The sequence below is a fragment of the Gemmatimonadota bacterium genome (assembly GCA_040388625.1).
Classification (GTDB): Bacteria; Gemmatimonadota; Gemmatimonadetes; order Gemmatimonadales; family Gemmatimonadaceae; genus Fen-1247.
The window spans coordinates 265,161-287,047 of record JAZKBK010000003.1; the positions used below are offsets into that span (position 1 = coordinate 265,161).

13 protein-coding genes are annotated in these 21,887 nt (G+C 61.9%); 1 reads left to right on the plus strand and 12 read right to left on the minus strand.

Annotated features, from left to right (window positions below; genetic code table 11):
* Positions 1 to 94: 94 nt before the first annotated feature.
* The 12 genes from V4529_06850 to V4529_06905 form a co-directional block, all read right to left on the minus strand.
* On the minus strand, positions 95 to 2,392 hold the full coding sequence (locus V4529_06850) for a DPP IV N-terminal domain-containing protein (GenBank protein ID MES2358048.1): 2,298 nt from the start codon (positions 2,390 to 2,392) through the stop codon (positions 95 to 97).
* Positions 2,393 to 2,419: 27 nt separating this feature from the next.
* A complete protein-coding gene (locus V4529_06855) occupies positions 2,420 to 3,355 on the minus strand; it encodes a dihydrodipicolinate synthase family protein (GenBank protein MES2358049.1) in 936 nt (311 codons plus the stop codon).
* Positions 3,352 to 4,695 (minus strand): FAD/NAD(P)-binding oxidoreductase, encoded by a 1,344-nt coding sequence (locus V4529_06860; protein MES2358050.1) that lies wholly within the window; start codon positions 4,693 to 4,695, stop codon positions 3,352 to 3,354. Before V4529_06860 ends, V4529_06855 begins: the two co-directional genes overlap by 4 nt.
* Complete coding sequence (locus V4529_06865; GenBank protein ID MES2358051.1) at positions 4,695 to 4,964, minus strand: 2Fe-2S iron-sulfur cluster-binding protein; 270 nt, start codon at positions 4,962 to 4,964, stop codon at positions 4,695 to 4,697. Before V4529_06865 ends, V4529_06860 begins: the two co-directional genes overlap by 1 nt.
* Positions 4,964 to 6,145: an FAD-dependent oxidoreductase gene (locus tag V4529_06870; protein MES2358052.1), complete on the minus strand. Its 1,182-nt coding sequence runs from the start codon at positions 6,143 to 6,145 to the stop codon at positions 4,964 to 4,966. Before V4529_06870 ends, V4529_06865 begins: the two co-directional genes overlap by 1 nt.
* On the minus strand, positions 6,126 to 7,112 hold the full coding sequence (locus V4529_06875; GenBank protein MES2358053.1) for a proline racemase family protein: 987 nt from the start codon (positions 7,110 to 7,112) through the stop codon (positions 6,126 to 6,128). The genes V4529_06870 and V4529_06875 overlap by 20 nt, the downstream gene beginning before the upstream one ends.
* A 17-nt stretch (positions 7,113 to 7,129) precedes the next feature.
* Entirely contained in the window at positions 7,130 to 8,584 is a 1,455-nt protein-coding gene (locus tag V4529_06880) for an aldehyde dehydrogenase family protein (GenBank protein ID MES2358054.1), read from the minus strand.
* Complete coding sequence (locus tag V4529_06885) at positions 8,581 to 9,351, minus strand: GntR family transcriptional regulator (protein MES2358055.1); 771 nt, start codon at positions 9,349 to 9,351, stop codon at positions 8,581 to 8,583. Before V4529_06885 ends, V4529_06880 begins: the two co-directional genes overlap by 4 nt.
* Positions 9,352 to 9,517: 166 nt before the next feature.
* Positions 9,518 to 12,865, minus strand: coding sequence for a sialidase (locus V4529_06890; GenBank protein ID MES2358056.1), 3,348 nt, complete (start codon positions 12,863 to 12,865; stop codon positions 9,518 to 9,520).
* Between the two features lie 21 nt (positions 12,866 to 12,886).
* Entirely contained in the window at positions 12,887 to 14,260 is a 1,374-nt protein-coding gene (locus V4529_06895; GenBank protein ID MES2358057.1) for a SusD/RagB family nutrient-binding outer membrane lipoprotein, read from the minus strand.
* A 19-nt stretch (positions 14,261 to 14,279) separates the two neighbouring features.
* A complete protein-coding gene (locus V4529_06900) occupies positions 14,280 to 17,501 on the minus strand; it encodes a SusC/RagA family TonB-linked outer membrane protein (protein ID MES2358058.1) in 3,222 nt (1,073 codons plus the stop codon).
* Positions 17,502 to 17,654: 153 nt separating this feature from the next.
* Positions 17,655 to 19,526, minus strand: coding sequence for a beta-galactosidase family protein (locus tag V4529_06905; protein MES2358059.1), 1,872 nt, complete (start codon positions 19,524 to 19,526; stop codon positions 17,655 to 17,657).
* Between the two features lie 71 nt (positions 19,527 to 19,597).
* Between V4529_06905 and V4529_06910 the strand changes: the two genes are divergently transcribed.
* A complete protein-coding gene (locus V4529_06910; GenBank protein ID MES2358060.1) occupies positions 19,598 to 21,787 on the plus strand; it encodes an enterotoxin in 2,190 nt (729 codons plus the stop codon).
* Positions 21,788 to 21,887 lie beyond the last annotated feature (100 nt).

A 21,887-nucleotide genomic window follows, 5' to 3' on the forward strand; every position in this document is an offset into this window, starting at 1 on the left:
GCGGATTCTTCCGCGCCTGGCCCATTTACGTGCGATCGGAATCGGATGTCCGTGGGATGTATCCGCGCCTGGCCCATTTACGCGTGATCGAACGTCAGGGTTTCGCCGGCGGCAGGTTGGTCAGCAGATACCGCGTCAACAACGAGTAGACGTGAAGCGTGGTTCCCGCGCCCTCACAAATGCAGTGAGTGCGATTGGGATATACCATCATGTCGAACTCCTTGCCGAGTGACACGAGGCGATTGACGAGACGCTCGGTGCCCTGATAGTGAACGTTGTCATCACCCGAGCCGTGCACCACCAGCAACTTGCCGCGCAACCCCTCTGCGAAGTTGATCGGCGATCCGACATCGTAGCCGTGCGCATTGGTGGACGGCAGGCCGACGTAGCGCTCCTCGTAAATCGTGTCGTACAACCGTTGATCCGCGACTGGTGCCACGGCCATGCCGAGCTTGTACACATCGGGATAACGGAACATCGCGTTTAGCGTGCTCGATCCGCCGCCGCTCCAGCCCCATATCGCGACGCGATTGCTATCGGCGTACGATCTGGTGCGCGCGAAGGTGCGTACCGCATCCGCCTCTTCCTGACTCGAAAGCGGACCGATCGCGCCGTAGATGACGTGACGCCATGCCCGACCCTTTGGCGCTGGCGTACCGCGGGTGTCGAAGCTGACAACGATATAGCCCAGGTCGGCCAGCATACGATGCCACAACATTCCGGGGCCGCCCCAGCGGTCCACCACCGTCTGTGCGGCCGGCTCGCCATATACCTGGACGAGCACTGGATATTTCTTCTTCGGATCGAAATTGCGCGGGCGCAGCATCCAGCCATCGAGTGTAGCACCGTCGCTGATGTGAACCTGGAAGAACTCGACGGGAGGCTGCATGAGTGGCGCGACCGCGGTCTTGAGCGCCGCGTTGCTGACGAGCGTGCGCGCGGAGCGGTGCGCCGGCAGCTCGACGATGTCGGTAACGGGCGGCGTGTCGAACGTCGAATACGCGTGGACTGCCCACTGTGCGTTCGGCGAAATCGAATAGTTGTTGGTGCCAGTGAGATTTGCGGGAGTCACGCGCTCGGGCGGACCTGGCGACCGGTACGATACGCGGTAGAGATACCGTTGCGTAGCGTTCGTCGGCGACGCGACGACGTAGAGCCAGCCACGCTTCTGATCGATGCCAGCGACGGAGATCACGTCGTACGCACCGGGTGTGACAAGCCGCAATTCGCTTGTCGCACGACTGCCTACATATATATGGCGCCATCCGTCGCGCTCGCTCGGCCAGAGAAATTCCTTGCCGCCGTTCAACCACTGGAAGTCCTGCTCACGCATGTCGACCCAGGTGGTATCCTGTTCCGTGAGCAGATGATGAACGTCACCGGTACTCACGCTCGCGAGCACGAGATTATCCGTGTTCTGGAGCCGGTTCATCCGCTGGATGACTACGTTGTTCGAGTCGGCCCATTCCATCCAGGGGACGTAGTTGTTGCGCGGGTCGCCGGTGAGCTTGGCCCAGACCACGGGGCCACCGGTGGCATCGACGACGCCGACCCGAACGGCTGAATTGGTTGTTCCTGCCTTGGGGTACTGAATTTCCTTCGTTACGGGATACAACGAGTCCGTATCGTTGATGAGCGTGAAGTCACGGACCCCGGACATGTCGAATTGCCAGAACGCAATGTGTCGCGAGTCGGGGCTCCATCTGAACCCATCGCGCAGATCGAATTCCTCTTCGTATACCCAGTCACTCATGCCGTTGACGAGCGTGCGTGTCGCATCGCTCGTCAGTCTCGTTACGGCACCACCGGCAGTCGGCTCGACGTACAGGTCGCCCTTGTAGACGTACGCAACGTGCGACCCGTCCGGGGAGAACTTGGCAAACATGAGCGTGCTCGGCTCAGTGCTGGCACCCACGCGATGCAGCACACCGGAACGCGTATCGAGCACCCAGTAATCACCGCGTGTGTTCTGGCGCCACACCTTCTGGGTGTTCGTGAATATGAGCAGATGGCTTCCGTCCGGCGACCACGCGTAGTTATCCACTTCGAGCGGCTTCGCCGAAGTCGATGGACGGAGCAGTCGTGCCGAGACCAGAACCTCTCGCGCGCCGGTCCCCGCTGCATACTGCACGATGTCGGTGCCGTCCGCGACATCCTTCGATGGCTCGAGTGTGGTGTAGTGAATCCCGTCATCACGCCAGCGTGCGGGGGCGGCCCGATCGCCGACGTAGGCTCTTGAATCGAAGATCCGGTGTAGCGATGAATCGACATGCGCGGGTAGCTGCGCGTGCAGCCGTACCGGAACACCCGACACGATGGTCGCTGCTGCCGCGACGTACGCCAGGCGGTGAAGCATTTCTGACCGTACGGCGCAGCTCGAATGAAGATTCATGACAGTTGCCGTGAAGAGGGTAACCGATCAGGCAGCAGACGCCGTGGTCGTCATCGGTGTGGATTTGATGGCGGGACGACGCGCCAGGTGATCCCGAAGCAGCGCTCTGGTTTCTGCGGCTGCGGCAGGCGGCAGCTCGAGACGCGGCGCACGGACGGACGCCGTCCCGCAACCCATCTCCTGCTGCACGAACTTGATGTACTGAACGAATTCCGGCACGGTATCGAGGCGTAGCAGCGGCAGGAACCAGTCGTAGATCGCTCGCGCTTCCTTGATCTTGCCCGCGCTGGCCAGCCGCACCAGCTCCACGGATTCGGCAGGAAACGCGTTGACCAGGCCGGCGACCCATCCGCTGGCGCCCATGACGATGGATTCGACGATCATGTCGTCCAGGCCGGCGAATACGTTGAGTCTGTCGCCCACTCGCGCAACGACCGCCGTCACCCGGCGTACGTCGCCACTGGATTCCTTCACTGCGTGGAGATTCGGATGCTTCGTCAGCTCAGCCACCTGTTCCGGAGTGACGTCCGTACCGTACGCGATCGGGTTGTTGTAGAGCATGCACGAAAGATCCGTCGCCTCGATCACGGCGCTGAAGTGTGCGCGCATTTCGGGCCACGTGCCCTTGTACACGTAGGGAGGAAGCACCATGAGGCCTTCGCATCCCGCCTGCGCCGCTCGTTTGGCGAGCATGACACATTCAGCGGTCTGAAGGCCCGCGATGCCGGCGACGACCGGAACACGCTTGCCGACCGAGCTCACGCAGGTTCGAAGTACCTCGACCTTTTCGTCGAAGTCGAGTGTTGCACTTTCACCAAGCGACCCGAGCGCAACGATACCGGTGCAGCCGTGATCTACGAGCCACGAAACATGGCGTGCCACGAATTCGTGATCGACAGTCAGATCCTGCTTGAACGGCGTTGTGATCGCGGGGAACACACCCGTCCATTGCGCCTTCTTCATTGGTACGCATCTCCGACAGAGGAATTGAAAAGGATCGAAGCAGCCGCGTCATCCGCGAGCTCCGACGACAGAACTGACACCAGCGCCGGTTCGATTGGCGGTCGAACCGTGTCCGGCTGCCAGGCGAGAAGAAAATCCAGCCCTGGCATGCACGTGCGGCCCTGGCAAGGACCCATGCCGACACGTGTGTACAACTTGGCCTGGCGCGCGCAGACCGAATCCTTCACAGCGCCGTACGACACATCCTCGCACCGGCACACGATCGTTTCGGCGGAAGGAAGCGACCGCAGTTCCTGCCGAAGTGCGAAGGCGTCGAGCATGCGTCGAGCGGCGATCTCGAGCGCAGCTCGCTTTCGTAGCAATGCATCGGAGACACGGGCCCGCGGCGAGACGGCCGACCCTGCGATCTCGCCTTCGATCAACGACAACGGCGCTCCGCCAATCCCCGTCGCCTCGCCTACCGCGAGCACGTTGGCAACGGTGGTGCGCTGTTGCGCATCCACTGCAATGGCCCCGTCTCGCGTCTCGCAACCAAGCAGTCGTGCGAGCTCGACGTTCGGTATGAGGCCGTAGCCGGTGCAGAGCACGTCGACTGCCTCACGCCAGGTCCGGCGACCATTGGTTACCGTCACGCTCTCCAACCGATCGGCTCCGTGTGCCGCAGTCACCCACGTGCCGGTCGAGTATGATGTCGATAGAAAGCGTGCGCGATAGCGAGCCGCCTGCGCGACCAGCGCAGGTGCTCGCCACAAGCCGGCTGCAAAGCGCATCACCGCGCTGCGCCGGGCCTGCTCGGCGACGAGTATCAGCTTCGCGCCCGAGTTCGCGAGCGATGCCGCGACGGGGAGCATGAGCGGCCCCGATCCGGCAATAATCACGCGCTTGCCGGCGAATGATGCACCGGACTTGAGCAATGCCTGGGCGCCGCCGATGCCCATTACACCGGGAAGGGTCCATCCGTCGAATGGGATGAACAGTTCGCGCGCCCCCGTCGCGAGTATGATCCTGCCAGCACGCACGCGCAGCGCGCTGCCGGACGAATCCGCCAGAATCTCGAATTCTGCGTCTTCATGCTGCACATCTACTACGGATGTACCGTGAATCACCTGCGCACCGGAACGCGAGAGCTGTGCAATCCAGTGCTGCGCGATGCGCGGAACCGGGCCGCCACTCATGTGACGCCAGATCTGTCCGCCGGTCTCCAGTCCGCGATCGAGCACGACAACACGCAAACCCGACTCCGCCGCGCGGGTGGCGGCGGCGATTCCGGCCGGTCCCGCACCGATGACCGCGACGTCAGCTACGATGAGCGTCGCATCCGTGCCAGCTAGCGGCGCCATCATGCTTCGGTGGCCGTGCGAATGTGCATTCCGTCAGCGACAGCGATGAGACACGCACGCTGATGTGGTCTGCTGTCGATCGTCACTCTGCATTCGAAGCAGACACCCATGCCACAGACGGGGCCGCGCGGCTCGCCTGAAACCGATCTGCGAAAAGCCGCAGTTCCAAGATTGAACAGCGCGGCCGCCACAGTCGTCCCGGCAGCTACACGAATGCGCTGGTCGTCAACAACGATGTTCAGCTCCGCCGCGGCACCGTTGATTGCCATCAATGCGCTCCAACGCCGGCGAGCACCCGCGACGGAGCGAATGGCGCTGGATCGATCGCGGGGGCGCGCCCAGTGATGAGATCGGCGAGCAGCTGTCCCGTTCCAACCGATGTCGTAATACCGAGTCCCTCGTGACCGGCCGCGATCCATAGTCCCGGCATCTCGTCCCATGAGCCGATGAGGGGCAGCTTGTCCGGGGTCGTAGGACGAAAGCCGGTCCACGTCCGGATCGCCGATGCGAGCGCCAGTCCCGGCATGAAGTCGAGCGCGCGATCGAGCATCCTGCGCACGATGGACCGATTGATCGATCCGTCCCATCCGACGAGCTCGCGCGATGAACCGATCAACATCTGCCCGGTAGCCCGCGGCTGAACGTTGAACGCGACCGATTCAGTCGTCATCGTGTGAGCGCTGGTCAGATATCCAAGCTCGACCAGCTGGTGCCGGCAGAATCCCGGATACCGGTCTGTGATGACGAGATGTCCCTTGCGTGGTACGATCGGAATGCCGGGAGTAAGCTCCGGCGCCAGCGCACCGGCTGCGTTGATCACGCAGTCGCATGAGATCCGTTCGTTGCCGGCAATCACTTCACGCGCGCCGATCGCGTTTACACGAACGCCCTCCCGCACGCTGGCCCCGTTGGCGATCGCGCGCTGCAGCAGCGCCCGCGCACCATTCGGCGGATAGATGACCGCATCGCCGCGCACGAGCAGGGCGCCAGCCAGACCGGGTCGCAGATGCGGTTCGGCTTCGGCAAGCTGCGCTGGGGACAGTATCTCAGTCGCGACGCCGCTATCGGCATACACACTTTGCTTTGCGCGCACTGCTTCGAGCTGCTCATCATCTTCCGCAACCCAGAGGGTGCCGCACGCCTCGTGCTCGACGTTACGCGGCAGCTCTGGCGCCAGCGCCGCCCACAGCCGTCCTGAATACGCGGTGAGAGCGAGCTGCGCAGGCGAGTCATCCATCACAACCAGATGACCCATGCCAGCCGCTGTCGTACCGCTTCCGGCGAAGCTCGCGTCGAGCACGAGCACGCTCATCCCCGACCGGGACAGCGCCTCGGCGCACGCTGCACCGACGATCCCCGCGCCGACAACCACAGCGTCGTGGTGCGCAGTCACCGCGTCCCGTCCACGTGCAGCACCAGTGCAGTGCGGATCACGCCGAAGGGATTCCACCGCGGAACGGGTCCGTCGGATCGAATAGCAGCGTAGCCTCAGCGGTCACGTAAGCCGTACCGCGAATGTGCGGAATCAGCTCACCGCGCTCGTTCGTCGTGAGCCAACCCGTGAAAAGGCTTCCGCTGATGCTCTCCTGGCGCCACCGAGTCCCGAGCGTGATCTCACCCTTGGCATAGAGCACGGCAAGCTTGGCCGACGTTCCGGTGCCACACGGAGAGCGGTCGTATTCACCACCAGAGCACAGCACGAAGTTTCTGCAATCCGCATCCGCGCGCGTCGGTGCCGCCGAGATCTCGATGTGATCGATCGGCTCCCCGTTCGCGCCGGTGATGCCGGCGGCGTTGATCGCATCCTGAATCGCCTGCGTCACGCGGGTCAATTCCTTCGCGTTCGAGGCGGTTACCGGGATCGGCGTGTCGTGCGTGATGAAGAACCAGTTGCCGCCCCACGCGACGTCGCCCACTACGAGACCAATGCCTGGCACCTGAACCTCGACGTTGCGCGCGTGACAGAATGACGGGACGTTCTCGATCGTCACGCTGCCATCGACACTGAACTCAGCCGAAACCGTCCCGACTGGCGTGTCCAGACGGATTGTGCCTGGTTGCACGCGGCCGAGGTGCTGCAGCGTGCGCACGACACCGATCGCGCCGTGTCCGCACATCCCCAGATACGTTCCGTTGTTGAAGAAGATCACACCGGTCGTCGAATCCGGATTCACGGGTGGCGTCAACAGCGCGCCGACGATCGCGTCGTTGCCGCGCGGCTCGCACACCACTGCACGTCGCAGATGATCGAAGTGCGTGCGCATATCGTCGCTCCGCTCCGCCATCGTAGCGCCGCGCGGCTGTGGCCACCCATCCAGCACCACGCGCGTGGGCTCGCCCTCGGTGTGCGAATCGACAACGTGAATCTTCGCGGGAAAGGTCGCAGTCGGTTCTTCTGCAATCACACCCGACTCCATGGTGGCGGTGCCGTCGGTCACGGATTCACCTGTACAGTCTTGATCTCGGTGTAGAACTCACGCGCAGCAGGTCCCTGCTCGCGACTACCGGAACTCGAGCCCTTCATTCCGCCAAAGGGCGCATGCGGGTCGACACCAGTGGTGTCTCCATTCACGCGCACCAGGCCGACGTGAATGCGATTGATGTAATCCAGCGCCGTCGTCAGGTCGCGCGTGAAAATCGATGCGCTCAGACCATAGGACGTGCGATTCGCCAGCTCGATTGCGTGATCTGCGTCGTCTGCGGTGAATGCGGCCAGCACTGGACCGAACAGTTCGCGCTGCGCGAGCAATCCATCCGGATCGCCTCCACGCACGACTGTCGGTGGAAAGAAGTTGCCGTTGCTGAACTCGGCGGACCCCGGTATGGGGACCGAAAACAGCGCCTCGGCGTTCGCATCCCTGAGCGCCTGCGTTATCGAATCGTGCGACACTCGACTGATCAGCGGACCCACTGCGGCCTTCGCGTCCGTGACCGGGCCGATGGGAAGCGATTCGACCTGCGAGCGAAGCTGGCTCAGAAACTCATTCTCGACGCTGCGGGCGACGACCACTCTGCTCGTCGCGGTGCACTTCTGGCCCGCGTAGCGCATTGCGCCCGCCGCGGTGAGTGATGCAGCCTTTGCAATGTCGGCATCCGGCATGACGATGACGACGTTCTTGCCGCCCATCTCGGTCTGATACCGTATATTGCGCGCCGCCGCGGTCGCAGCGACACGTGCCCCCACGGCGCCGGATCCGGTGAAGCTGACAGCGCGAACTTCCGGGGCCTCGAGTATTGCCGCGCCAACTGTGGCTCCGGCACCGAACAGTACATTGAACACGCCGGCAGGAATGCCCGCTGCAGAAGCAGTTTCGGCAAGCAACGCCGCGAGGTACGACGACGACTCCGCGGGCTTGAGTACGACGGTATTACCGAATGCGAGCGCAGGCGCGACTTTCCATAGCGGAATCGCCAGTGGAAAATTCCACGGCGTGATCATCGCCACCACACCGAGCGGCTCGCGCAAACTGAATTGAAGCGCGCCTGGAGATTGTGCTGGAATCACGTCGCCGATCTGGCGCACCGCGTCACCGGCGTAGTACCGCAGAATCACAACGCAGCGGGATACTTCGCCCCGCGCCTCGCCGATCGGCTTTCCGACCTCGCGCGCCATGACCTGCGCCAGCTCTTCGGCCCGGTCGCCGATCGCCGCGGCCCATTTGTAAAGATGCTCGGCGCGTGCGGGACCCGTGAGCGCGCGCCACGCCGGGAACGCCCGCGCAGCGGCACTTGCCGCAGCATGCGCGTCGTTCGTCGAACCCTTCGGCACGAGTGCGATGACGTCGCGCACGTCGGAAGGGTTTACATCATCTATCCATCCATCTGTCTCGCTGTCACGCCAGCCATTATCGATGAAGTGCTGCAGTCGTCTGGCAGTACTACCTGTCATGATCTTCGTTCCTTTGTTGGTCGCCCTTCTTCAGCCTCTCGCTCCGCGCTGACGAACCTGACGAGCTGACGGCCGGCGCCGAGTATGTGTTGCCGCATGAGCGAACAAGCCTGCTTGACATCCTGTGCCGCGACGGCCGCAAGAATGGCGCGATGCTCGTCGATCGCGCGCGATTCACCGTGCGTGAGCACCAGCTGCATGCGTAGATACCGATCGCTCTGCTGGTGCAACCGCTGAATGATCGCCATGGTGAATGGGCGATCGGCGGCAGCATAGAGGGTCGAGTGAAATTCCCAGTTCAACTTGCCCCACTCGGCGACCTCACCAGCTCGGAATGCCGCCTCGTAGGCCTTGAGTATGTCCTTGGCGCGGGAGATGCTTTCCACCGTGGTCTGCATGATCGCGCGGCGGACCAGGTCACCCTCGATCTGCGCGCGCAGCTCGAACAACTCGTTGATCTCATCCACGGAGAGCGACGAAACCACCGCGCCGCGATGCGGATTGAATACGACGAGTCCTTCCGCTTCCAGCTGACGAAGTGCTTCGCGAATCGGGATTCGACTCACGCCCAGTTCGGCGGCAAGCGCATCCTGTCGAAGCGGCGTGTCGTCGGCGTAAACCCCGCGCAGGATCCTCTCGCGCAACGCCTCCGTCGCCTGGTGCGTGACGGTTTGGCGCGTGATCGGCACTACCATCATCTTCGTCTCGTTCGAACTCTTGCCGACGGCCTTGACGGCCTTGTTGGATGAACCGAGGGTGCGACCCATTTGCTATGTTCTCCGGAGTTGGGATGTGGCCTGTTGGGCCAAGCAATCCGTAGAGATAAGCCGACTTGCCGCGACTCGCCAGCAGCGCTGGTGGATTGGATACAATATCCTATTTTTCGACGCGCGGCAAGTGCGGAGTGCCGCCGCGGCACCAGTCCATCGACACCTACCGGCGGCCGCCGCTGCCGAACGACGTGGGGATCGCCCCCACCTTTCCCTGCATCCGGCTGTTGAACGCCGGTACGTCGCGATCGACCAGGGTCGTATAGCTGGCCCGTGCCGCGGCCAGATCCCGCTCGATCCCGCTCAGCACTTCGAGCGACTGCGATGTGGGCCGATAATCCGCCCCGCCGGCAACGTCGCCAGCACCGCTACCCACCTCGCCCGAGAGCCAGACCAGGTTCATGTATACCTTGAATTGCTCGACGTAATACTTGTCATCGCTCTGCATGTCCGAGCGCGTCAATAATTGCAGCTCGACGCCGAGCATCTGGTTGTTCAGACGATCCAGGTCCGCAACGACGTCCGATTTGCCCGTATTGGCGGCGCGCTCGTCGGCGATGGTCTTCCGCATCGACTCGATGTGGTTGATCATGTTCACCGCCTCGGTCATGTCGTTGCGAATCCGCAGCTGGGTCTGGGTCGATGCAACGAGGTCCGCTGTCGGCGATGGCATGTCCGGGTCGCGAATCACTTCGAACGGCTGAGTCCAGCTCTTTCCCGACGCCGTGAGCCGCACTGAATACTTGCCCGGTGATGCGATCGGGCCAGTCCGCACAGGAGCTTCGATTCCCCAGTGCAACACGGGCCGAGTCGAGCTTCCGGCGAATCGCGGATCGGCAAAGATGTGCGGGTTGTCAGGAGCGACCGTGCGCAGCACGACCTGCGGCGCTGCTTCGTAGCGCAGATCCCACGGCACGCGATTGAGTCCTGCACGAGCTCTGAGATGGAACGTGCGAATCGGGGTGCCTGATGCATCCAGCACTTCGACGCCCACGCTGTCCTGCGCCTGTGGTAGCTCGAAGGTGAAGTCGGCGCGGCCGGACCGTGACTGGCGAAATGCCAGATGCGGCGCGAAGAGACGTGGCGCCGCCGGCGTCGCGGACGCTCCCTGCTCCAGCGCAGTAACGTCGCGCAGAATGTACAGCCCACGTCCATACGTCGACACGACGACGTCGTTCCATTTCTTCGGAACGGCTATCCACGTCACCGGCGCCGCCGGGAGACCGGCGTTGAACTTCGTCCAGTGCGCGCCGTCGTTCACCGAGTAGTAGAACGCGTTCCCCGTTCCCGCAAACAACATCCCCTTCCTGTCCGGATTCTCCGCGATCGTCATCACGTACGCGAGCGGGTGATCGTTCGGGAGATCCGACGTGATGTTGGTCCACGTGTGTCCGTAGTCGGTCGTCTTGTAGATGTACGGCTTGCGGTTATCCATGATGTGGAAATCGATCGCCACGTATGCCGTCGCGGGATCGAAGTGCGACGGCTCGATCCTCCGGATCGTTCCCCACGGCGGCAATCCCTTCATGTTGGCCGTGACGTTGTTCCAGTGACCGCCAGCGTCCGAAGTGTACCATACCTGCCCGTCGTTCGTACCAGCCCAGATCAGGCCACGCTTGATCTCCGATGGAGCAATCGCGAATACAACCTCGCCGTAGAACTGTCCGAGGTTGTCGGCAACGATTCCGCCGGACGACACGATGCGCGAAGGATCGCGCGTCGAGAGATCCGGACTGATCACGGTCCAGTGCTGTCCCGCATCCGAAGTGCGGAAGATCACCTGGCAGCCGTAATACACGGTCTTGGTATCGAATGGATCGATGGCGAGCGGCGGCGTCCAGTGACAGCGATACTTCGTCTTGTCGGGCGGAGAATCGAGTGTGTGAACCCAGGGACTTACCGAGTGCGCAAGCTTGGTGCGTGCATCGTAACGAGTGACCTCGTTTCCGTAGCAGCTCGCCCACACTATGTCGGTGTTTGCCTTGTCCGGCAGCGTGAAGCCCGACTCGCATCCGCCAAGTCCATTCTCCCATGGCGTGCGGCTGTACACATTGCCAAAGCTCTGCGGCGGAAATTCCGGATTCTCACTCGTAGCCGGAGCGCGACGGCGTCCCTCGCCCGCTGTCGTGTCACGAGCCGCTCCGCGCCGGATCGTCGAATCCCTTCGCATGCTGTCGGCGTGGATCGTGTCGGCTGGCGGCTCCGGACGGCGGCGCTCGAAATTGCGAATTGGTGCGTCGCTCGCGCCGCGCATCGGAAAGCTGTTGTCCTGCCGGTTGGAATAGATCCAGTACGGCACCCTGGCATCGACGGCGACGTGGTACATCTGCCCGTTGGGAAGCGATACCTGCGTGAAGCTCTTCCCGTGATTGAGCGTGATGTGCGCGCCAGCGTCATCCGTCAGCGCAAAGCTGTCCGGGTCCTTTGGATCGATCCAGATGTCGTGCGTATCGCCGCCCCACGGCACTGCCTTGAACGTCTTCCCGCCATCCTTCGATTGCCAGAAGCTGCTGTTGGCAATGAGTATTTCATCCGCGTTCCCGCTGGACACCTTGATGTTGATGTAGTAGCCGGCGCGGCCTATGAGTGTTCGCTGCCAGTTCACGTTCTTCCACGTGCGTCCGGCATCATCGGATCGCCAGACGGATCCCTGATCAGCGGTCTGTATCAGTGCATAGACGCGATTCGAATTGGTCGGCGCAACAGCGACATCGATCTTGCCAAGCGGTGACTTCGGAAGACCCGGATCGGTGAGCTTGCTCCACGTGTTGCCGCCATCGCGCGTGACGTAGAGTCCGCTCGATGGACCACCGCCCAACATTACCCAGGTGTGCATCACGACCTGCCACATTCCTGCAAATACAACGTTCGGATCGTGCGCATCCATCGACAACCCGGAGCATCCCGTGCCATCGTCGACAAACAGCACGCGTGTCCACGACTTGCCCCCATCAGTCGTGCGATACACTCCGCGCTCCTGCTGCGGGCCGGTCGTGCGTCCGAGCGCGCAGACGAATACGATGTTCGCATTGGTCGGATTGACTATGATCCGGCCAATTCGCCCCGTCTCGCGCAAGCCCATGTTCTTCCACGTCTTGCCCGCATCCGTGGACTTGTAAATCCCATCACCCATGACGTCCGCATCACGAATCGCCCACGCCTCGCCGGTCCCGGCCCATACGGTGCCGGGTTCCGACGGAGCAGTGGCGAGCGCACCGATCGCCTGAACATCCATACTGTCAAACACTGGCACGAAGGTGCGCCCGCTATCGCTCGACTTCCACACACCGCCCGACGCCGAGCCCATGTACCACGTACGCGGATCACCCGCGACGCCCGACACCGAAGCGATGCGGCCACCGTTCGCCGGCCCCATGTACTCGAAAGCAAACGGTTCCGTTTCAAGCCCGCGATTTGGCGGACCCGTACGCTGCGCCACTGCGGACGCAGGGCCAAGCGTTGTCGCTATTCCGATAGTTGCGGCGATCAGGAAAATCGAGCGATTGTGCATTGAAATCCCGGTGTGTTGTTATCAGGCGCCGCACGCGTGCGGATCGTTCCAGTTGAGCGTCGGATCCGCAGGGACGTTCGGATTCGTCTGACGCTCTGAATTCGTGTAGAGCATTCGGCCAGGCAGCGACGCCGCACCATTCGCCGGTACGAGCGCGGGCAGGCACGTGCGCTTGTAGTCGTTCCACGCCTCGACGTTCTGGAACAGAGTGATGTACTTCTCCTGCATGATGCTGGCGAGCGATACGGGCCCCGCTATTGCCGGAAGCGTCAACGCCGAGTGCCACGGTGTCGCGGTGGCCCATGCGGCACGCTCACGGTTGAGCGTATCGAGCGCTGCCTGAGTGTTACCCAGCTGGAACAACGCCTCCGCCTTGATCAACAGATTCTCGTTGTATGTGACGAGCGGTTGGCGATAATCAGGCGCAAGTCGCTTCGCGCTGATCGTGGACATGTTTCCCGCGAGCCCCTGTCCCGGCGACGCGCCGATGTAATCTGTCGCGCCAGCCGCAATCTGGTAATACTCGGCAAGCCGTGGATCACCGAGGCTCTTGAGCAGGTCTACCTGATACTTGCCGGCGCGCATGAAGCCGGTACGCGTTCCGGTGAGCATGAACTGATACCAGTCATTCTGCTCGTTCGCGTTGCTCGTCTGGTAGGTGATGTAGTCAGCCGCGTTGCTCGAGATGCCCAGATTGGCCTCGGTCAGCGCCTTTGCATAGTTCGTGGGATCCCGCTCGGCCAGATGCAGATAGAAGCGGGCCTTGAGCGTGTGCGCAAGCTGCAACCAGAGAGCTGGATTCCCCTTGTAGACAATCTCCGCGGCGCCTGGCCCGACTCCCGTAGCGCCACTCAGATTCGCAATCGCCTGATCCAGCGTTGCCAGCACACTGTCGTACACGACCTGCTGCGGATCGTACTTTGGCGTCGGGAACGAATCGGCCTTGGCCGCCTGGCTGTACGGCACGTCGCCCCATACGTCGGCGAGCGTCCCAATCTCCCATGCCTTGAGCGTCTGCGCTATGCCAAGAAATATCTTGTCCCCAGACGCGGCCGAGTTTGCCTCGATCGAGCGGATGTCGATCAGCCCGCCGCCGGTGTACGGCATGCTGAAGTCGCCACTACCGCCGTCCAGAACGTACAGATCCTGCACCTGATACTGCAGCTGCGTCCCTGCCATCTGCTGCATCCACATGGATACCACGCGTGGCAGGTTGCCGTTGAGAAACTGTGTGAGCTTCGCCTGCACAGCGACGAGACGCTGCGTGGAAGTTGCTGCTGTCGGTGCGTTTGGACTGGTGATGCAGTCGGCGCACTTGAGATAGTTATCGCCGCAGCTCGCAACGACGACTGGAATCGCCGCCGCCAGTGCCGCACTTCTGATGTATCGCTTCACGGATGGATCTCCTTTGGGATCAGCGGTTCAGAGCGACTGAAAACACGAACGATCGCGTCTGCGGCATGTTGAAGAAGTCATAGCCCTGCACCAGCGCGTCTGCTCCAGCGAGATTGGTTTCGGGATCGATGCCCGAGTACTTCGTCCACGTGTGCAGATTGCGCCCCGAAATCCGAAGGTCGGCGCTGCTGAACCCGGCATGGCGCACGAATGCGCCGGTGAGCGAGTATGTCACCGACAACTCGCGCAGCTTGGTGTATGTGCCATCCTCCATGAACGGCTCGCCAATTCCGGAGTAGATGCTTCCAAGCCCCGTGTACCATGACTGCCCGATCTGAACAGGAGTGCCCTTGCCCGGTCCCACCGTTGCTCCCGGCATGAAGTCCACTCCGAAGGTGCGGGTGACGTCGCGCTGCTCTGTTTCAATGGACGTCCCGAAGTTGTTGAGTGCACCCTTGGTCATGTTAGCGACCATACCACCCTGCTTGTGGTCGAGCAGCGCCGACAGCGCCCAGCTTCCGAAGTGGACGGTCGTGTGCATGTTGCCGGTCCAGTGCGGATTGGGATCGCCGATTACACGATTCACAGGATCGTTCACCGGGAAGCCCGACGCTCCGATGTACAACGCGCCTCGCGGCGCACCCGCGCACGCTGACGCAAGGTCGACCGGATGACCGGCGGGATCCTTCAGATTGGTGCTCGTGGTGACGCCGCAGCGAACGTAGCCCAGTCCGCGGAACGCGAATGTTCCACCGACTGTTGCTGAAGGCTGTGCTTCGGAGAACGTTCCGCCACCAGCGCCAATGTACGTGGCACCGTTGAGGCTGAGAACGCGAGTTTCATTCTGTGCCCACTGACCACCAATTTCCCACGTCAGCTTCTGCGTCGTTATCGGCCGCACGTTCAGTGTAGCCTCCCAACCGCGGTTGAGGATCGCCGCTCCATTGAGAAGCTGCGCCGAGAAGCCCGTCGTGGATGGACGCGGCACACTCAGGATGACGTCCGTCGAGTTGTCGCGATAATACGTGATGCCTGCGTCCGCCATCTGATTGAACAGACCAACGTCGAGACCTGTCTCGAACTCCTTCTGGCGCTCGGGCCTGAGGTTGTTGTTGCCCTGTGTGCCAGAGGTAACCAGACCGCCGTAGCCACCCTGCGTCGATGACAGCTGATCGGTGTAGCCGCTGGCGAAGGTCGCACGACCGAGTGTCGAAAGAGTGGAGTAGACGTTCGGCTCCTTGCCCGTCTCGCCGTACGACGCGCGCACCTTGCCGTAGCTGAGCAGTCCGCGATGGTCGGTATTGCCCAGTGCATTCGTGAACGTCCAGGCGAGGCTCGCCTTGGGGTACGACGCACGCGGATTGCTCGCGCCGAACGTCGAGAACCCGTCGTTTCGAACGGCGCCAGTGAGATACAACTGGTTGTAGAGATCGACAGTCGCCTCGCCGAAATACGACAGTGCATGGATCACGTAGTCGTATTCCGTCGCGAGCTGCGTCACCGTGTTGTTCAGAGAGAACGGCGACGGTGCGATGAGTCCGTTGCCGGTCGCATCCACTTCGCGACCCCGCCGGCTGTTGACGTTGTTCCCAACCGTCAACGTGCCGCTCACGTTGGAATTGAAGGTGTGCGTTGCGGTTGCGATGAGATTCTGGTCGATCTGGAGGTGCATCAGATCTGCGCGTCTGACGAGACCGAGTGGCGATTCGCTCGCGGTGAACGACTCGCCCGTGAGCTGCGTGTCGCCGAAGTAGTCGCCGCCCAGATTCTCCGCCAGGCGCAGCCAGCTCTTTGGCTGCCAGTCGGCGGTGAGATTGGCGATCGTGCGGTTCGTCTCTTCCGTGCTCGGATTCTCGTATACGGCGAACAGCGGGTTGTCATAACCACGCGACCGCGTGAGCGATGCCGGCGATGGGTCGGGAAAACGATATGAACGTTGCAGCCCCGTCGTCGTCGAGAGATACGGGAACTGATTGAAGTCCGGCGGCGTCCGCAGTGCGCCCAGCATCAGACCGGACACCGACCCGCCACGAAGGATCGATGCACCGCGGTCATCCGCGAACGAGATGTTGCCGCCAAGCTTGAAATTGTCGAAGACCTGGTGCGTCGCCTTGAGACGCACGTCGGTTCTGTCGTAGTAATTGTTCGGGCCGATGATCACGCCGTTCTGCGCATCGCGCCCGCCGGATGCGAAGAACGTGGTGCGCTCGTTTCCACCCGATATCGTGATGTGGTTGTTCGTCGTATGACCGGTGTGGAACAGCTCGCTGAAGTGATCGTACGTCGGAACTCCCGAGAGCGCCGGTCCCCACGAGCCGCTCGCCGCGGAGCAGTCTGGTGTCGAGCATGCGCCAGGTTTGCCAAGGCTGCCCTGGCCATACTTGGTCTGCAACGGGATGCTGTGGTTGACGTCGTCCACGGAATAGCTCGAATTCAACGAGTAACGCGTCGGGCCCGCCTGTCCCGATTTCGTTGTGATGAGCACGACACCGTTGGATGCGCGCGCGCCGTAGATGGCGGCCGCTGCGGCGCCTTTGAGTATGTCGACCGATGCGATGTCGTCGGGGTTGATATCCGACGCACGGTTCGGCGTGTTCGAGCCAGTGAGGTTGCTGCCATTGACGTTGGTCGTGTTGTCGATCGGCACTCCATCGACCACGAACAGTGGCTGTCCGTCACCCGATAGCGACTTGATGCCGCGAATGCGGATGTACGCCGACGATCCGGGCACGCCCGATTCGGATACGACCGACACACCGGGCGCCTTGGCTGCAAGTGCGTTGACCACATTCGACTCGTTGCTCTTGGCAATGGCTGTCGAGTCGACGGAGTTGATCACGTTACCCAGCTTCTCGCGCGTGCTGCTCGTGCCGGCGCCGGTGACGACCACCTCGCCAAGACGCAGTGGATTGCTCGCAAGACTGAAGTTCTGCGTTACAGTCCCGGGGCTGAGTGTGATCTGGACTGATTTCGGTGCGAAACCGATGAGTCGCGCGGTGAGCGTGACCTTCTGCCCGAGCGATCGAGCGGCAGACACGGTTATGGTGTAGTGACCGTCAGCGCGCGTCGCCGCGCCGAGTCCCATCGTCTGCACCACGACTTCCGCAGCCTGAAGCGGCACGCCCTTGTCTGTTGTGACCACGCCGACGATCGTGGTTCCAGTTTGCTGCGCGGCTGCGCGCTGGGGCGCGATCTCCGCGCCAATACAGAGCGGCAACACCAACCATACCGTAGCTCTCATGACTCCTCTCCGACCGCACGCAGCAAAGTGCGGCAGAAATGTGAAAGCAGACGGACGCCGCCCACCCGGGACTCCGGCGCCCTCCGCCGAGGACAGGCAGGATATAGTATCCCATTTTGGATTGCGCAAGCACGCCTTTTCCGGCGTCGCAGACTATTGAGGATGTGATTCCGTGTTTAGTTGTGTCAGAATCGGCCGTGTCAGCCCGGAGATTTCAGACGCGCCACCGTGACCGCTCAGCTCGAACACAACCACGTCATTTCGCCCGCGCCGTAGCCATGCACCCGGAAGGTACAAAGTCTGCTGCGGACCGGAATTCCAGTATCTGCCGACGTTGATGCCGTTCACAAAAACGATTCCCTTGTTCCATTCCCGCATGTCGAGAAACGTGTCGCCAGTGCGATCGAGGGTGAAGCTGCCCCGATACAGAGTCGGCATTCCCGCTGTTGCACCCACCGCTCGTTTGGCATTTCGCCGACTTGGTACGCTGGCGAACGGTAGTCGATACATCGACCAGCCGGTGATCGCCGCACTCTCAATCGTCACGGGCTGAACTATTCCCTTCCGGTCACTCACGAGTGCCGACCCATAGTTGATTCGCCCCATGTTCTCGACCAGAATGTCCAGCCGGCCACCCGCAGGAACATCCACTGCACAGGAGAAGTTCTTCGTGCGGCGATCGAGTGTCGCAACGCGACGCCCATCCACGAATACTGCTGCGTAATCGCGCAGACCCGGCACGTTCAGAACGCCATGCATTGCACTCGCGGATCGGTGGCGATACAGCACGTATCCACTGGACTGATCGAGATCCTCGAACGACATCGGCTGACTCGAATTCACCGGTGTGACATGATCGACGATGCCGAAGAGATCACTCACAGCCGTGAGATGAACTGGCGGCACTGCTATCACTGGCAATGAATCCGGCACATCCGGAATGGCGTACGACACGTTCCGCCGTATCACGTCCCGCAACGCGTAATACTTGGGAGTCGCCCATCCAGCCTCGGACAGCGGTGCGTCGTAATCATAACTCGTCATACTCGGCTCGATCGGCATCGCCTTTGTGTAGTTGGCGCCGGACGTAAAACCGAAGTTGGTGCCGCCGTGAAACATGTACAGATTGATGCTCACCCCCCGCTTCAGCAGACTGTCGTACGCGGGAAGAAAACTGTCGACAGGTGTGACGGGAAACGGCTCCCCCCAGTGAGTGAGCCAGCCCGGGTAAAGCTCCGCGACCATGTACGGACCGGCGCCACCGTTGAACGCGTCGACTCGCTTGGTGAGACTGTCGTAATTCATCTCGCCGTTCGCAGCCGCGAACACGCCGGGAATTCCGCCCTTCTGCAACAGCCAATCGCCATCGGCTGTGAACAGTGGCACATCGATGCCGGCGTCGACCAGCATTCTGCGAGTCGCTTCCTTGTAGCTGGCGTCTGAGCCGAACGAGCCGTACTCGTTCTCCACCTGCACCATGAGAATCGGGCCGCCGTGCGTAACGAGTAATGGCCGTATCTCCTTCGCCATCGCGTCGATGTACCGTTGCGCGGCTTTCATGTAGCGCGGATCGTTGCTGCGTACAGCCACCGCCGGCGTCTTGAGCAGATACGATGGCAATCCTCCGAAGTCCCATTCGGCGCAGACGTACGGTCCCGGACGCAGAATCACCCACAGGCCTTCCTCCTGCGCGATCCTGATGAACGCGCCGAGATCACGATTCCCGGTGTGGAAGTCGAATACGCCGGGCCGCACTTCGTGATAATTCCAGAACACGTAGGTGGCGATGGTGTTGAGACCCATCGCCCTGGCCATCCTGAGGCGATGGCGCCAGTACTCGCGAGGGATGCGTGCATAGTGCAGCTCGCCCGATATGATCTGGAGCGGCTTTCCGTCGAGCAGAAACGCGCCCTTCGCGATCTGGAAGGAATGCGTGGCTGGTTTCTGAGCTGCGGACGGCTGGGCCATGCCGACGAGGCACGCCATCACGACCCAGAAACGTCCAAAGGCGTCAGATAGTCGCATGTGATTCATCCTGAAGAATTTGCGCTGCCGTCTGCGACTGGCCAGAGGCGCGAATAAGGTGCTGCCTCTCCTTGACCGCCGCCCACCCAGGCGATAATCTCGCCACCACGGCGATCGATTCCGATCCGCTCGCAACACGCATATATAAGGAGCACGGACCTGTGGCGGATAGCCGGGATCGTTCCAATTCATCGCCCCCCACGTCCCGTTCCGGGCTCAGTCGGCGCGACTTCCTCGACCGGACGGGCCGGATCGCCGTCGGACTCGGCGCGCTGCAGCTCGGCTTGGGCCGCAGTGGCTTCGCAGAAGGACTCAGCCTGCTCGGCGGATCCGTCACGCCGCTCGCGAGTCGCGCCGCTGTGTCGGCAGATGATTTCACGCTCGGTAATGATGCCATTACTGCGATCTGGACCACCGCAGGTGGCTCGTTTCGTCCGGTTCGGCTGACCGACGTGCTCAATAACGCGGCGCTCCCCGTATCCGCACAGGCATTCACCCTGACGCTCGCGGACAAGTCCACGATCCAGGCGAGCGAGATGCGCATTACCTCAGCGCCGCGCACTGAAGTGTTGTCCGCCAGTGCCAATGCATCGCGAATGGCCGAGCGACTTGCGGGACATCAAGTGACGATGACACTGCAGGATCAGGCAGGGCGTATCGAAGCGGTGTGGCGTGGAATACTGCGCGATGGATCGAGCTACGTTCGTCAGGAAATCACGCTGCGCGCGCTGGGTGGCGAGGTACCGGTGCACGAGATCGCCCTGCTCGATTTCAACGCGCGCAACGCGATGACGCCCGGAACCGTACGAGGCACGCCGATCGTCGTTGGAGACGCGTACTTCGCATTCGAGCATCCTCTCGCCAACAACGCAGTGGATGGCGACCGCGTGCGTTGCCGGATGTCGCGCACGTTGCCGCTCCGACCCGGCACGGCCATCGACTTCAGCTCTGTCGTCGGCGTCACGCACCCGGGTCAGCTGCGACGCGACTTTCTCAAGTACGTCGAGCGCGAGCGTGCCCATCCGTATCGCACCTTTCTGCACTACAACTCATGGTACGACATCGGGTACTTCAACAAGTACACCGAGGCCGATGCACTCGGCGCCATAGCGGCATTCGGAACGGAGCTTCACGAGAAGCGTGGCGTGACGCTCGATTCGTTTCTCTTCGACGACGGATGGGACGACTCGAAGACATTGTGGCACTTCAATTCGGGATTCCCCAACGGATTCACCAACGTAGAAGCTGCAACTCACAAGTACGGCGCCGCGCCCGGAGTGTGGATGTCGCCGTGGGGCGGATACGGTGAACCGCACAAGGAACGCATCGAGTACGGCAAGGCGCAGGGCTACGAGACCAACAAGGACGGGTTCGCGCTTTCCGGGCCGATCTACTACAAGCACTTCCGCGATACATGCATCGACATGATCCGCAAGTACGGCGTGAATCAGTTCAAGTTCGACGGAACGGGAAACTATGCGAGCACCTATCCCGGAAGTCCATTCGACAGCGACTTTGACGCAGCGATCCATCTCATCGGCGAACTGCGCACGGAGAAGCCGGATCTGTATGTGAACCTCACGACCGGCACGTATCCGTCGCCGTTCTGGCTGCGTTACGCCGATTCGATCTGGCGCGGCGGGGACGACCACGACTTCGCGGGAATCGGCACGAGCAGACAGCGCTGGATCACGTATCGCGACGCCGATACGTACGAGCACGTCGTCCGTGCAGGGGCACTCTTCCCGATCAATTCGTTGATGCTGCATGGAATGATCTATGCCAGGCAGGCGCACAATCTGATGACCGATCCCGGCAACGACTTCACATCCGAAGTTCGCGACTACTTTGGCACGGGGACTCAGCTGCAGGAGATGTACATCACCCCTTCGCTGCTCTCACAGGCGAACTGGGATACGATCGCTGAATGCGCAAAGTGGTCCCGCAACAACGCTCAGACCCTGGTCGACACGCACTGGGTGGGAGGCGATCCGCAACGACTGGAGCCGTACGGATGGGCGTCGTGGTCGCCCCGCAAGGGAATTCTCACGCTTCGAAACCCCAGCAACGTTGCGCAGAACATCGCGATCGACGTCGAGCGTGCGTTCGAGCTTCCGGACTCGGCACCGCGGAAGTATTTCGCGCGGAGTCCGTGGGCCCCAGTCCGTGGAGTCCCGCCGATCGGATTCCGCGCCGGCGAGGAGCACAAGGTACGACTGGAGCCGTTCGAGGTACTGACGCTTGAAATGATACCGGCGTAGGGCGCGGATGCATCCGCGCCTTCTCCGGCACCACGCAGTTATTTATATCGCTACCGAGGATGCATCCGCGCATCCACCCGCACCACGCATTGCCTACGCC

Excerpts from the sequence above, each read along its gene's own strand:
- V4529_06905 (MES2358059.1), bottom strand. The coding sequence starts at position 19,526 with ATGCGACTATCTGACGCCTTTGGACGTTTCTGGGTCGTGATGGCGTGC.
- V4529_06855 (MES2358049.1), bottom strand. The coding sequence starts at position 3,355 with ATGAAGAAGGCGCAATGGACGGGTGTGTTCCCCGCGATCACAACGCCG.
- V4529_06890 (MES2358056.1), bottom strand. The coding sequence starts at position 12,865 with ATGCACAATCGCTCGATTTTCCTGATCGCCGCAACTATCGGAATAGCG.
- V4529_06860 (MES2358050.1), bottom strand. The coding sequence starts at position 4,695 with ATGGCGCCGCTAGCTGGCACGGATGCGACGCTCATCGTAGCTGACGTC.
- V4529_06865 (MES2358051.1), bottom strand. The coding sequence starts at position 4,964 with ATGGCAATCAACGGTGCCGCGGCGGAGCTGAACATCGTTGTTGACGAC.
- V4529_06880 (MES2358054.1), bottom strand. The coding sequence starts at position 8,584 with ATGACAGGTAGTACTGCCAGACGACTGCAGCACTTCATCGATAATGGC.
- V4529_06885 (MES2358055.1), bottom strand. The coding sequence starts at position 9,351 with ATGGGTCGCACCCTCGGTTCATCCAACAAGGCCGTCAAGGCCGTCGGC.
- V4529_06850 (MES2358048.1), bottom strand. The coding sequence starts at position 2,392 with ATGAATCTTCATTCGAGCTGCGCCGTACGGTCAGAAATGCTTCACCGC.
- V4529_06900 (MES2358058.1), bottom strand. The coding sequence starts at position 17,501 with ATGAGAGCTACGGTATGGTTGGTGTTGCCGCTCTGTATTGGCGCGGAG.
- V4529_06875 (MES2358053.1), bottom strand. The coding sequence starts at position 7,112 with ATGGAGTCGGGTGTGATTGCAGAAGAACCGACTGCGACCTTTCCCGCG.